The sequence below is a fragment of the Pseudomonas sp. UBA4194 genome (genome assembly GCF_002379585.1).
GTDB lineage: Bacteria > Pseudomonadota > Gammaproteobacteria > Pseudomonadales > Pseudomonadaceae > Aquipseudomonas.
Map to the genome: position 1 here is coordinate 55,699 of NZ_DFUE01000025.1, position 13,399 is coordinate 69,097.

Sequence of the window (13,399 nt, forward strand, 5' to 3'; positions counted from 1 at the left end):
GGCGTCTTCGCGGCTGGACGCCGCTCCTACAGGGGGGATGGGGTGTTTGTAGGAGCGGCGTGAAGCCGCGAAGGCGTCGGGCCTGCCGCCATCACGGGTGGGCCCTACACCGCTGCCAGATTCGCCTCGCGTACTTGCTTCTCCAGCTCCGCTTTCAAACCCGGTTCGAGCGACAACTGTTTGGCCAGCTCGTCCAGATACGCACGCTCCATGAAATGCTCTTCGTCCACCAGCATCACGCTGGCGATGTACATTTCGGCGGCCATCTCGGGCGTCTTCGCCGCACGCGCGACGTCGGCCGGATCCAGCGGCTTGTTCAGCTCGCTGTGCAGCCACTGCTGCAGTTCGGTATCGGAATCGAGCCGTGAAAACTCACCCTCGATCAACTCACGTTCGCGCGCATCGACATGGCCGTCGGCCTTGGCCGCGGCAACCAACGCCCTGAGAATCCCCTGGCTGTGTTCCTCGACCTGCTGCGGCGGCAAGCGGTCAATCGTCTGCGGTTCGCCTTGCGGGGCATTCTGCTGCTGCGCCTGCCAGTTGCCATAGGCTTTGTAGGCAATCACGCCCAAGGCCGCAAGGCCGCCGTAGGCCAGTGCCTTGCCGCCGTACTTGCGCGCACTTTTGTTGCCCAGCAGCAGGCCCATGGCACCACCGGCCATCGCCCCCTTACCGCCCGACAGCAGGCCGCCAAGCGCCCCTGCCGCCCCGCCTTTGCCACCGGACAACAACCCGCCGAGGGCACCGCCTGCGCCACCCAACGGCGATTGGCCACCGCCGCTTTTATTCTTCAGCAGTTCCTGGCCGGATTTGAACAATTGGTCGAGCAAACCGCGAGTGTTCATCGAAATGGGCCTCATTGAGTAGGTAACGGTTTAGACGAGAGTACGAGCATTCGGTTGCGAGCCCGGAGCAGGGATGTGCTTCCAGATGTTGCGCACCTGGCCATCCGCTGATTATTTTTTTACAGATGTTTGCGAACCCATCGCCCATTCGAGTATCTGTGTAAAGTTCGATGCGTTTGGCCAAGGCATGGCCAAGCCTACCTACTTGAACCCTTACAGCCGCTGGGAGTGGCCGGGTTTCATCCAGAACGGGTTATCTATGCACCGCAGGAACCTTCTGAAAGCGTCGATGGCCCTTGCGGCTTACACCGGCTTGTCCGGCACCGGGCTGTTCGCTGCCCAGGCCTTTGCAGCTACCGCCGACGGCGACGTCGAGCCCTTCAGTTTCGACATGCTCAAGGCCCAGGCCAAAACCCTGGCCGGGCAAGCGTATGTGAGCAACAAGCAAACCCTGCCGCCCACCTTGGCGACCATGACCCCGCAACAGTTCAACGCCATCCAGTACGATGCCAACCACTCCCTGTGGAACGATCTGAAAGGTCAGCTGGACGTGCAGTTCTTCCATGTCGGCATGGGCTTCCGCACCCCCGTACGCATGTACAGTGTAGACGCGGCCAAGAGCCAGGCTCGCGAGGTGCATTTCCACCCGCCGCTGTTCGACTACAAGAACACCACGGTGGACAAGTCCCAGCTCAAGGGTGACCTGGGCTTCGCTGGCTTCAAGCTGTTCAAGGCCCCGGAAATCGATCGACACGACATCGTCTCGTTCCTGGGCGCCAGCTATTTCCGCGCGGTCGATGGGACCGGCCAATACGGGCTCTCGGCACGTGGTCTGGCCATCGATACCTATGCCCATCAACAGGAAGAGTTCCCCGACTTCACCAAGTTCTGGTTCGAGACGCCGAGCAAGGACAGCACCCGCTTTGTGGTCTATGCGCTGCTGGATTCGCCCAGTGCAACCGGTGCCTACCGCTTCGACATCGACTGTCAGGCCGAGCGCGTGGTGATGGACATCGATGCTCACGTCAATGCGCGCAAGGACATCGAGCAACTGGGCATTTCGCCGATGACCAGTATGTTCAGTTGCGGCAACACGAACGCCGCATGTGCGACACCATTCATCCGCAGATTCACGATTCCGATCGCCTGGCCATGTGGCGCGGCAATGGCGAGTGGATCTGCCGCCCCCTGAACAACCCGGACCGGGTCCGCTTCAACGCCTTTGCCGACAACAACCCCAAGGGCTTCGGGCTGATCCAGACCGACCACAACTTCGCCAACTACCAGGACACCGTGGACTGGTACCACAAGCGCCCAAGCCTTTGGGTCGAGCCGACCACTCAATGGGGCGAGGGGTCGGTGGATCTGGTGGAGCTGCCCACCACGGGCGAGACCATGGATAACATCGTGGCTTTCTGGACGCCGAAGAAGCCTGTCAAAGCGGGTGATTACCTGAACTTTGGCTACAAGCTGTACTGGAGCGCCCTGGCGCCGGTGGGCACACCCTTGGCTCGGGTTGCGGCGACCCGCTCGGGCATGGGTGGCTTTACCGAAGGCTGGGCGCCGGGCGAGCATTACCCGGACGTCTGGGCACGGCGCTTCGCCGTGGACTTTGCCGGCGGCGGTCTCGAAACCCTGAAGACACCGATCGAACCGGTGATCACCGCATCCGGCGGCAAGGTACAGGACTTCCAGGTGCTGGAACTGCCGGACATCAAGGGTTTTCGCGTGCTGTTCGACTCGTACCCGACCAGCGACAGCGTCGATCCGGTGGACATGCGCCTGTTCATCAAGACCCAGGGGCGTACCCTCAGCGAGACCTGGCTGTACCAGTACTTCCCGCCAGCGCCGGAGAGGCGCAAGTACGTTTGATGGTGGGGTGTCAGTGTGGGCCTCATCGCGGGTAGAACCCGCTCCCACATAGGATCAGCTGAGTAGATCAAATCCCCCGGCCAACCGGGGGATTTTCAGTTCATCCGAGTTCCTCTGTGGGAGCGGGTTCTACCCGCGATGAAGCCAGCAGCCGATCAATCCCGCAGATCGGATTCCAGAATCGGCTGATCCCGATGGGTCGCACGCTGGTACTGCGCCGGCCACGTGGCTTTGCGTCCACCCAGATCATCATCGGCATGCAGTGGCCAGTACGGGTCACGCAACAGTTCTCGCGCCAACAGAATGATATCGGCCTGACAGGTACGCAGGATATGTTCGGCCTGGGCTGGATCGGTAATCATCCCCACGGTGCCTGTGGCAATGTCCGACTCCTTGCGCACGCGTTCGGCGAACCGTGTCTGGTAGCCAGGGCCAGTTGGAATCTCGGCATTGGCCGAGGTGCCGCCCGACGACACATCGATCAGATCCACGCCCAAGCCTTTCAGGCGCTTGGCCAACTCCACCGTCTCGTCCGGGTTCCAGCCATCTTCAACCCAATCAGTGGCCGACACGCGCACGAATACAGGCAACTCTTCTGGCCAGACCTCGCGAATCGCCTGGGTGACCTCAAGGGTCAGACGGATGCGGTTGTCGAAGCTACCGCCGTACTGGTCCTGACGCTGGTTGCTGATCGGAGACAGGAACTGATGCAGCAGGTAGCCATGGGCCGCATGCACTTCCACCACCTTGAAGTTGGCGGTCAAGGCACGTTTGGCCGAATCGACGAAGGCCTGAATGATGGCTTTGATGCCGGCTTCGTCCAGCGCCACAGGTGCAGTGTGCTGCGGGTCGAAGGCGATTCTGGAAGGGCCTACCGGAACCCAGCCGCCCTCGTTGACTGCAATGCTGCCATGCTTGCCCAGCCACGGCCGCCAGGTGCTGGCCTTGCGACCGGCGTGGGCCAGCTGAATACCCGGCACGGCGCCTTGCGAGGTGATGAAACGGGTGATGCGCTGCAGCGGCTCGATCTGCTCATCGTTCCACAGGCCAAGATCTTCAGGGGTGATGCGACCCTCGGCGGTGACTGCCGTGGCCTCGGTGAACACCAGACCGGCACCACCACTGGCGCGACTGCCCAGGTGTACCAGATGCCAGTCGTTGGCCAGACCGTCGACGCTGGAGTATTGGCACATCGGCGACACCGCGATGCGATTGCGCAAGGTCAGTTGACGCAGGGTGTAGGGTTCGAGCAGCAGACTCATTGAGCACCTCGGTTGGCAGTGGATAAGTTGGTGCTGGCGGACGCCACATCAATATGACAAACCCGTAGCAGCGGCGTAAGCCGCGTCAAGCCCGCCCCATCAATACGACAGACCCGTAGCAGCGGCGTAAGCCGCGTCAAGCCCGCCCCATCAATACGACAAACCCGTAGCAGCGGCGTAAGCCGCGTCAAGCCCGCCCCATCAATACGACAAACCCGTAGCAGCGGCGTAAGCCGCGTCACGCCCTCGCACACATCCACAACGGACACATACGACTCACCAGAGATTAGTCGACAATCCCCTGCCCCACCCGTTCCAACCGGTGCAGCTCAGCGCGCCTCGATGTGCGCGATCATCAACTGCACGGTCTCACGCCCACGAAACTCATTGAGGTCCAGCTTGTACGCCAGTTGCACCCAACGCACCGTAGGGTTGGGCCACACCTCCCGATCGATGCCGAACGCAATGCCATCCAGGCTCACGCTGCCGCATTCGGTCTTGAGCACCACTTTGAGGTGCCGCTCCCCGACCACCCGCTGTTCGACCAACTGAAAAACACCATGAAACAACGGCTCGGGGAAGTGCTGCCCCCAAGGCCCGGCATTGCGCAATGCGCGCGCCAGTTCCAGGTGAAACTCTTCAGCGGCCAGGCTGCCGTCGGACAGCAACCTGCCGGTCAGATCTTCCTCGCACAGCTGGCTACGCACCTGAGCATCGAATGCCTCGCAGAACGGCGCGAAATTCGCCTCGGGCAACGTCAACCCTGCCGCCATGGCGTGGCCGCCGAACTTGCTGATCAACTGCGGGTTGCCCGCCGCAACGGCATCGAGCGCATCGCGAATGTGGAAACCGGGCACCGAGCGCGCCGAGCCCTTGAGCAGCCCATCACCGGCATCGGCGAAGGCAATGGTGGGCCGGTGATAACGTTCCTTCAGGCGCGACGCCAGAATGCCGATCACACCCTGGTGCCAGTCGGCATCGAACAGACACAGGCCGAACGGCATGGATTCCACGGGCAGGTCCTTGAGCTGCGCCAGGGCTTCGCGCTGCATGCCCTGCTCGATGGACTTGCGATCCTGATTCAGTGCATCGAGCTCAGCGGCCATGGCCTGAGCCGCCGCCATGTCGTCGCTGAGCAGACATTCGATGCCCAGGCTCATGTCGTCCAGACGCCCGGCGGCATTGAGCCGAGGGCCGAGGATGAAGCCCAGGTCCGTGGACGTGAGGCGAGCGGCTTCGCGGCGCGCCACTTCCAGGATCGCCTTGATACCAGGCCGCGCACGCCCGGCACGGATACGCTCCAGGCCCTGATGCACCAGGATACGGTTGTTGGCGTCCAGCGGCACCACGTCGGCGACACTGCCCAATGCCACCAGATCCAGAAGCTCGCCGATGTTGGGCTGCGGCCGGTCGGCATACCAACCCATTTCACGCAGACGCGCGCGCAGGGCCATCAGCACATAGAAGATCACCCCAACCCCGGCCAGGGCTTTGCTGGGAAACTCACAGCCCGGCTGGTTGGGATTGACGATGGCATCGGCCGCGGGCAACTCATGGCCGGGCAAGTGGTGGTCGGTCACCAGCACATCGAGCCCGGCCGCCTTGGCCGCTGCGACCCCTTCGACACTGGAAATGCCGTTGTCCACAGTGACCAGCAACTGCGGCTCGCGCTGCAGCGCCACGGCAACGATCTCCGGCGTCAGGCCATAGCCGTACTCGAAGCGGTTGGGCACCAGGTAATCGACGTGAGCAGCGCCCAGCAGCCGCAACCCCAATACGCCGACCGTACTGGCCGTGGCACCGTCCGCATCGAAGTCGCCGACCACCAGAATGCGCTGGCGGGTTTCGATGGCCTTGACCAGCAAGGTCACCGCGGCGTCGATTCCCTTGAGCCGCTGGTAGGGGATCAGTCGGGCCAGACCCTTGTCCAGTTCCTCGGCGCTCTGCACGCCACGCGCCGCGTACAGGCGGGTCAGGAGAGCGGGCATTTCACCGAGAAACGGCAGGGTATCGGGCAAGGTGCGGGGTTCGATGCGCATGGGGCTGTGCAGGCTTCTCTATAGGTAGAAATGAAAGGAAAACAGGTGGCTCAACGCTCGCCCATCAGCCATTCCAACTGGACTTCGTGTTGACCGCGATCATCGGTGACGAACACCGTGCCTTCGCTGATCATGACGTCCCACTTGATCACGCGCGGCATGTCCTTGGCCAAGGTTTCCAGCACCTCCTGAGGGACGGCGGCGATGTTGACGTTCTTCAGATTCTTTACCGCATCCACCACCTTGGTTTGCCATACCCGCAGGCTGCCATAGGCCAGCAGGCTGGTACGCTCGGTGCGACGCGAACACCAGGTGAGCCGATCGACGTCGGGCTGGCCTACCTCGATCCAGTGCAATACCCGGTCATCCAGGCTTTTTTCCCACAACGCCGGTTCGTCCACATCCGACAAGCCCCGGCCAAACGACAGCTGCTCGCTGTACCAGAGCGCGTAGGCAAGCAATCGCACGGTCATCCGTTCCTCGGTTTCCGACGGATGGCGGGCGATGGTTTGCTTGACGCTTTCGTACACGCTGCGATCGAGATCGGTCAGGTTCAATTCGAATTTGTAAGTCGTTGATGGCTGGGCCATTGGGCGGGCTTCTTGGGATGTTGAAAGGCCGCTAGTCTACCCCATGCGGCGGCGATCAACGAACGCCCAGCGCCGGTGCGGGTGCCATCGGGTGTTTGATCGCAGCAGCGCGTGTGATAAAGATGGCCCATCGCGTCGCGGATCGACCCGACCCCCGCTGTCGCGCAAGGAACGCCATGGATTCGTGCTGCAAACCCGACTGGCTGAAAAGATGGGTACTGCCTGTGTTGACGGTAGGGTGCCTGACATTGCCGAACGTGAGCAGCGCCCGTGAAACGGTGACATGGCTGGTCCGCGACCTGGTACCCCTGACCATCAATAATGGCCCCGACAAAGGCCGCGGCGCGGTCGACAGAATGCTGCCCCTGTTGACCGCCGCCTTGCCGGAATACGATCACGTGCTGATGCAGGTCAACCGCGCCCGGGCCATGCAGATGCTCAATGAGCCGGGCCTGACCTGCGACCCTACCCTGCTCTGGACCGCCGAACGGGCCAAGACCATCCTGTATTCGGTACCCAGCATGAATACCATCAGCAATGGCGTGGTCATCCAGCGCCGTGACCAGCCGCTGTTTTCACCCTTCATCACCGACGGTGCACTCGATCTGCGTGCCCTGCTCGCCAGCGGTGTCACGCGCGTGGGCATGGTCGCCGAACGCAGCTATGGCGCGGTCATCGACAAGATCGTCGGCGATGCCCCGCAGGCCCAACTCCTCCAGCATCATGGCAATAACGCGGTGGGAAGCCTGCTGCGCATGGAAAGACTGGGGCGTATCAAGGCTGTGCTGGGGTATTTGCCGGAGACGCTGTATCACGCGCGGGAGGAAGGGCTGGATCCGGAGCAACTGCAGTATCTGCCCGTCGCCGGCGCGGCGAAGTATCAGTACATCTACGTGGGCTGCTCCGATACCACTGCCAGCAGAGTGGTGCTGGAGAAGATCAATGAAAGCCTGCGCACGCTGCGCACAGGCGAATTGATCGGCTATTACGCCCAGTGGTTGGACCCGGTCAGCCGCAAGGAATATGTGCGCGAGTCAGCCGCGTTCTTCAACTCCAGGAAAGATGCCGGACTGAGCAGCCAACGCTGAGCTGCGCTCCATAAAAGAAACCCCCACAGGTGGGGAGTCCTGAGGGGGTCAAGCATGGCCCGATCTGAGCCATGTACGGCAGGCGAGAGACACCGGAGCACAATGAATTCGCACCGCCATTACTGAATGAGAGCGTAAGCCACGCTCAAGGTTCCCGGCTTAGACGCTCGGAACGGCGAACCTCGGTGCCTGTGCAGCGCTGCGCAGGGCCGCGATCATGCAGGGCTCGAGCCGACCTTCGGCAACCAGGATATCCCGGTGCAGCCCATCGACCACGTCGGTGAACGAGCGCAGATCTTCGAACTGGCTTTGGTTGACACTGCGCTGCAACACCGGCGCCCCTGACGCGGTGCTCACCACCAATTGGCGGTTGCCAGCGCTATCGTGACCTTCGAGGTGTACGAGGTAAGGCGTCAGAGCTTCGTTAAGCAACAGGCTGATAGTTTCCATCGCATCACCACTCACTGTTCAAATTCTAAAGGTGCATGACAATGACCCGCGGTGATCGAGAAAAGTTCTAACCACGAATGTCAGACCTGTTACGAGAATGGCTACGAAAGATGACAGAATCACTGTAGGACGTTTCTGATTGTGCAGCTCGAAGGCGCTCGCAGTGGAAATGGACTACAAAACCCGTCGGTGGCGTACAACGGCTGTGCAAGAATCCGTCACCTGACATACCAGCAGCCGGAGCGCGCTTTGAACGACTTTCGAAAAGACCCGTTGCGGATCGTGCTCGCCGACGACCATCCGATCTTTCGCATCGGCCTGCGGGCAGTGCTTGAACAGGATCCAGGGCTGCGGGTCGCCGCCGAGGCCAGCTCCCCCGAGGAACTGACCCGGTGCCTGAACAGTACAGCGTGCGATTTGCTGATCACAGACTTCATGATGCCTTCGCAGGAGCAGGCCGACGGCTTGAGGCTGATAGAGTACGTACGGCGCCACTGGCCAACACTTCCCGTGCTGGTGGTGACAATGCTGACCAATCCCGGCTTGCTGCGCTCGATCCTCGGCCTGGGGGTGGCGGGCGTATTGGGTAAGGCGAGCCTCGTCAGCGAACTGCCCCTGGCGATTGCGCAACTCAAGCGTAACAAGCCGTATATTGCCCAATCGGTGGAACAGATTCTGGCGCAGAGCGGCGAAGTGAACCGCTCGCGCATGTTGAGTCAGGATGCCCTGTCACCTCGGGAGATGGAAATCACGCGACTACTAGCCGATGGTCTGTCGGTGAATGAAATCGCGCAGCGGCTCAACCGCAGCAAACAGACCATCAGCGCGCAGAAAGTCAGCGCCATGCGCAAGCTGGGTATCAGCAATGACGCGGCGCTGTTCATTTATCTGCAAGAGCAGGGACTGAACTGAAACTTCGGGACCAAAGGCTCTTATTTGCGCGCCTGCCGGGTCTGCCGGGCCTGCCATGCCGCGCAGACAGCATGCACATGCTCAGGCACCGCCTCGTCCAGGCTGCCGATTTCGCGAACTTCAGCCAGGGGCAACTGGTCGTCCGGGCCGGCGGGCTCCAGGTATTCGCTCAATAGCTCGTGAATGGCATTGGCGGTCGCGGGCTTCGGTAACGCGCCCAGTACCGGCACATTCTGCTCACGTGCCAGTTGTACCGCTTCGGCGATTACCTCGGGGGCGGCACTGCTGCACACCACCAACGCCTGAGCCAGATCGTTGAGTGCCAGGTGACGGATCAGCTCCAGGCCATCGGGACCGTCCATGTGCAGGTCGCAGATGGCGACGTCCACCGCGCCGCGTTTATGCAGCGACTGGCACGCCGAATCGACACTTTCGGCCGTCAACACGTCGAACACGCCACAAGCATTGAGCATCTGGTGCATGGCCATCAACTGGAAGGGACTGTCTTCCAGAACCAGAACTTTGAGGGAATGCATGAGCTATTTCTCCAAGTGGACGCGGCGAATCTGCGCGTTGGACGCCACTGTAGAGACCGGTCAAGGCATCGCCGATAGGACGAGTCTGAAAGTGATTGAGGAATTTTCCTAGGCAGCGCGAGTGATGGCCAATTGCAGCTGGGCAATGGCGCTTTCCAGGTGAGGCCAACTTGCGCTCAGGCTTGTCACGGAACGCTCACGGCAACTGGCGGCAACGCCGGCGGTTGCTCGCGCCAGGGGCATGGCGTCGATCAAGCTGGCAATGCCTTTGAGTCGATGCAGGATCTCATCCAGGCGCTGCCAGTCCTGCGCCTGCCGCGCACTGTTCAGGGCACCGGCTTCGGTCAGCAGGTTGCGCGCCAGCTCGTCGAGCATGCGCTGCATCATGGGCGCGTTGGCCTGGGTCAACCGTTGCAGGGTCGCCATGTCGAACGCAGGCTCTTCCAGCAGGCTGGCAATGATCTGCGCCAGCTTGTCCAGAGCAACCGGTTTGACCAGCAATTCGTCCATACCCGCCTCTTCGCAACGCAACCGCTCATCGGCCATGGCATTGGCGGTACAACCGACCAGCCTTACCCGCTCCTGACCCGTCTGGGCTTCATGCTCGCGGATGGCCTGGCACAACGCGTAGCCACTCATGCCCGGCATGTTGCAGTCCGTGAACACCAGATCGAACGCCCCGCTGTTCCACAGCTCCAGCGCCACCAGGCCGTCACTGGCCTCCTGCACCTGATGACCCAGCAGCTCCAGCTGTTGGCAAAGCACCATCCGATTGGCCGACAGGTCGTCGACCACCAGTACCTGCAAGGCACGGGTCAGGGGTCGCTGGGACGTTTGCAGCACCGGGCGCTCCTCGGCACCATGGCTTCTGACTTCAAGCACGATGTGCACTCGGGTCCCCCGGCCCTCCTCGCTGGAAAGCTCGATGCTGCCGCCCATGAGTTCCACCAACTGCCGGCAGATGGTCAGCCCGAGCCCGGTGCCCGTGGACTCCTGCAACACATCCACGCCGCCCTGAACGAAAGGCTTGAACAGTCGCGCCTGTTGCGCCGGGCTGATACCCACCCCGGTGTCGGTGACCACGATGTGCAGCGTACAGCGACCGCTGTCGGCCACCTGCCCCTCCACCGTAAGCGCAACGCTACCCTGATGAGTGAATTTCAGCGCGTTGCTCAGCAAGTTGTGCACCACTTGGCGAAGGCGCAAGGGGTCGAACCAGAACTCTCTGCGCAGCGCCGGGGCCACCTGGAGTTTGAGCGCCACACCCTTGCGCGACGCCTGGGCAGAGAACAATCCCAGCATCCCTTCGAAGAAGGGCACCAGCTCGGTGGCCTGCTCGGCCAACTGCAGACTGCCTGATTCGATCTTGGCCAGGTCCAGGCTGTCGCCGATCAGGGCAATCAGGTCCTGTGCCGAGTGCCAGGCGACGTCCAGTGCCTCGGAAATCGGCTGGCCATCCCGGCTGCGATGCTCGCGCTCGAGTTCCAGCAAGCCTATGATCGCGGCCATCGGCGTACGGATTTCATGGCTCATGGTTGCCAGGAAAGCACTCTTGGCCTGGCTGGCCTGCTCGGCGATGTAGCGGGCATCGACCAATTGGTCTTCGAGACGCTTGCGCTCGGAGATGTCGATCCAGCCACCCAGCAACCCCTGCAACTGGCCTTCGGCATTGTAGAACGGAACAATCCATTGCCAGGCGTCAACCTGGCGACCTGCCATCTCGATCTGGCGGTCGGCGAAGACCGGCTGCTGGTCGGCCAACATCTTGAGATAGTCCCGATGCACCTGCTGCGCCTTGCTCCCCGCCAGCAGGTTGACCTCTGGCAGGGTACGACCGCGCACTTCATCCAGAGTCAGGCCAAAGCATTGCTCGTAGCTTTTGTTGCAGGACAGCATGCGCGCTTCCAGATCGCGCACGTAGATGGGGCTGGGTATGCCGTCCAGCAAGGCACGCTGAAAGGCCAACTGGTCGTTGAGCGCCTGTTCGGCCTGTTCGCGCTGGCGGATCTGCACTTTCAGCCGGCCACTCCAAATCAACGATACGGCGCCCAGCACCAATGCCGCCGCCAGCGCCCAGTAGACCCACGTGGCTATGCGCTGCCACATGGGCTCGGCCGGCACCACTGCGCCCAGCCACTTCAGACGCGCCGCACGCAGTTCGGCAACCGGGTAGGCTTCCAGCGCCTTGTTGATGATGGAAACCAGCTCGGGCTGATCGGCCCGCACCGCAAACCGGTCCGGCGACCATCGGCCATCGACGTTGCGACCCACCTTCAGAACGCCCGGCGGATAACGCCCCACCGCACGGTAGGCGCCGACTTCGCTGTCGATGGTGGCATCGGCCTCACCATTGGCCACCAGCTCACGAGCCTTGTCGTAGGTGCTCACCAGGCGCAGCTTGATCTGCGGATATTCCATGCGAATGGCGCTTTCCAGCGCATGCTCGGCGGGCAGCGCCAGGGTCTTGCCCGCCAGCTCGTCGAAGTTGCCGACCGGGAGGTCTTCGGCGCGCAGGATGAACACCCAGCCCTGCCCGCCGAAGGAATGGCTGAAGCTGAGGAATTTCTTGCGATCCGGGGTTTCCGACAACGTGGTGTTCATGTCGGCCTGGCCATGCCTGAGCATGTCCAGGCTCTGGGCCATGGAATTGGACGGTACGAAGACGAACTCCAGGCCGGTCATGTGCGACAGGGTGGCCAGTACCTCGCTGTTGAGCCCGACCCAACTGCCTTGACGGTCCTTGTAGATATACGGCGGGTATTGCGTCGCCACCACACGAACCTGCGGGTGGGCGTCGATCCAGGCTTGCTCGCTGGGCTCCAGCGGTACGCGGTGATGACCGATCTCGGAACCCAGCCCGGTCGTCCAACGGGTGAGGATCTCCCGGCGCAGGCTGTCGTCGATGCTGCCCAGGGCGCGCTCGACCATTTGCCCCAGCAGCGGGTCGCTGATACGGCTGGCGAAGGTATATCCCACCGGTGGCAAGGCGCTCGGACCAACGATCTCCAGCGCGATATAAGGGCGCAATGCATTGTAGGCACGTACGATCACCTCGTTGCTGATCAGCGCATCCACATCGCCCTGGTGCAGCGCCTGCAACCCACTGCCCAGGCTCGGGGCAATGACCACCCGGCTGTCCGGGTAGACCCGGTGGACCATGCTGTCGTCCGCGTAACCGTCGATCAGGGCGACCCTTTCACCCGCCAGCGTCGGATTCGCGACACTGCCGGCACGCCGAACGACCACGCCGCGGTCGGGCATGTATTCGGCGGAGAATTGCAGGCCGCCGATGGCCTGCTCGAACGCATTGGCGCTGGTCAGCAGGTCGATCTCGCCGTCCTTTAGCGCTTGCACCGCTTCGCTGCGTTGGGCGAAACCGAGCACCTGCAGGGACACGCCGAGGCGACTGCCCACCAAACTGAGGTAATCGGCGCTGACGCCCTGATAGCGGTTGCGATCACTGGTGATGTCGATCGGCTCATGATCGGCCAGAGAAACCCCGACCCTGATCGTCCCATGCTGCTGCAACCACTGTTTCTCGGCGCTGGAGAGCGGGATCGGCGCCAGTTGCACGAACGGCGGCACAACGTTGAACGGCAAGCTTTGTGCTGCCAACGCTGGCTGCGCGAGACCCACACAGAGCGTCATCGCCGAGGCAACCGACAGCGCCAGCGTGAAGAACGAGGTGAGTATGGGATTCATGCCTTGCATCCTTGCCAACCGGCCATTCGCAGGCCTGGGAAAAAGTTGCATAAGCTTGGCACTGTAAAAAGCATAAAGCCCGTACAAGACGGGCTTTATATGT

9 protein-coding genes and 1 pseudogene are annotated in these 13,399 nt (G+C 62.0%); 3 read left to right on the plus strand and 7 right to left on the minus strand.

Annotated elements, in window-relative coordinates; all coding sequences use genetic code 11:
• Positions 1-104: 104 nt before the first annotated feature.
• Entirely contained in the window at positions 105-845 is a 741-nt protein-coding gene (locus B3397_RS07195; RefSeq protein ID WP_296248583.1) for a tellurite resistance TerB family protein, read from the minus strand.
• Positions 846-1,104: 259 nt separating this feature from the next.
• Between B3397_RS07195 and B3397_RS07200 the strand changes: the two are divergent.
• Positions 1,105-2,717, plus strand: a pseudogene (locus B3397_RS07200) (glucan biosynthesis protein D).
• 155 nt (positions 2,718-2,872) lie between these two features.
• Here B3397_RS07200 and B3397_RS07205 read toward each other — a convergent pair.
• The 3 genes from B3397_RS07205 to B3397_RS07215 form a co-directional block, all read right to left on the minus strand.
• On the minus strand, positions 2,873-3,979 hold the full coding sequence (locus B3397_RS07205; protein WP_296248584.1) for an NADH:flavin oxidoreductase/NADH oxidase: 1,107 nt from the start codon (positions 3,977-3,979) through the stop codon (positions 2,873-2,875).
• A gap of 329 nt (positions 3,980-4,308) precedes the next feature.
• Positions 4,309-6,018, minus strand: a complete 1,710-nt coding sequence (gene recJ / locus B3397_RS07210) for a single-stranded-DNA-specific exonuclease RecJ (RefSeq protein ID WP_296248587.1) — start codon at positions 6,016-6,018, stop codon at positions 4,309-4,311.
• Positions 6,019-6,068: 50 nt separating this feature from the next.
• A complete protein-coding gene (locus B3397_RS07215) occupies positions 6,069-6,608 on the minus strand; it encodes a YaeQ family protein (RefSeq protein WP_296248588.1) in 540 nt (179 codons plus the stop codon).
• A 176-nt stretch (positions 6,609-6,784) separates the two neighbouring features.
• Between B3397_RS07215 and B3397_RS07220 the strand changes: the two genes are divergently transcribed.
• The gene (locus tag B3397_RS07220) at positions 6,785-7,696 is read left to right on the plus strand and encodes a TIGR02285 family protein (protein ID WP_296248590.1); all 912 of its coding nucleotides are present in this window, start codon (positions 6,785-6,787) and stop codon (positions 7,694-7,696) included.
• Positions 7,697-7,855: 159 nt separating this feature from the next.
• On the opposite strand, the gene B3397_RS07225 is transcribed toward B3397_RS07220, so the two are convergent.
• Positions 7,856-8,146, minus strand: a complete 291-nt coding sequence (locus tag B3397_RS07225) for a DUF3509 domain-containing protein (RefSeq protein ID WP_296248592.1) — start codon at positions 8,144-8,146, stop codon at positions 7,856-7,858.
• 249 nt (positions 8,147-8,395) lie between these two features.
• Between B3397_RS07225 and B3397_RS07230 the strand changes: the two genes are divergently transcribed.
• A complete protein-coding gene (locus B3397_RS07230) occupies positions 8,396-9,058 on the plus strand; it encodes a response regulator transcription factor (protein WP_296248594.1) in 663 nt (220 codons plus the stop codon).
• Between the two features lie 20 nt (positions 9,059-9,078).
• Here B3397_RS07230 and B3397_RS07235 read toward each other — a convergent pair whose 3' ends face one another.
• Together B3397_RS07235 and B3397_RS07240 are read right to left on the minus strand one after the other, a co-directional pair.
• Positions 9,079-9,594, minus strand: coding sequence for a response regulator (locus B3397_RS07235; RefSeq protein ID WP_296248595.1), 516 nt, complete (start codon positions 9,592-9,594; stop codon positions 9,079-9,081).
• 108 nt (positions 9,595-9,702) lie between these two features.
• The gene (locus B3397_RS07240) at positions 9,703-13,242 is read right to left on the minus strand and encodes an ATP-binding protein (RefSeq protein ID WP_414704358.1); all 3,540 of its coding nucleotides are present in this window, start codon (positions 13,240-13,242) and stop codon (positions 9,703-9,705) included.
• Positions 13,243-13,399 lie beyond the last annotated feature (157 nt).

Excerpts from the sequence above, each read along its gene's own strand:
- B3397_RS07195 (WP_296248583.1), bottom strand. The coding sequence starts at position 845 with ATGAACACTCGCGGTTTGCTCGACCAATTGTTCAAATCCGGCCAGGAA.
- B3397_RS07205 (WP_296248584.1), bottom strand. The coding sequence starts at position 3,979 with ATGAGTCTGCTGCTCGAACCCTACACCCTGCGTCAACTGACCTTGCGC.
- recJ (WP_296248587.1), bottom strand. The coding sequence starts at position 6,018 with ATGCGCATCGAACCCCGCACCTTGCCCGATACCCTGCCGTTTCTCGGT.
- B3397_RS07215 (WP_296248588.1), bottom strand. The coding sequence starts at position 6,608 with ATGGCCCAGCCATCAACGACTTACAAATTCGAATTGAACCTGACCGAT.
- B3397_RS07220 (WP_296248590.1), top strand. The coding sequence starts at position 6,785 with ATGGATTCGTGCTGCAAACCCGACTGGCTGAAAAGATGGGTACTGCCT.
- B3397_RS07225 (WP_296248592.1), bottom strand. The coding sequence starts at position 8,146 with ATGGAAACTATCAGCCTGTTGCTTAACGAAGCTCTGACGCCTTACCTC.
- B3397_RS07235 (WP_296248595.1), bottom strand. The coding sequence starts at position 9,594 with ATGCATTCCCTCAAAGTTCTGGTTCTGGAAGACAGTCCCTTCCAGTTG.
- B3397_RS07240 (WP_414704358.1), bottom strand. The coding sequence starts at position 13,242 with ATGACGCTCTGTGTGGGTCTCGCGCAGCCAGCGTTGGCAGCACAAAGC.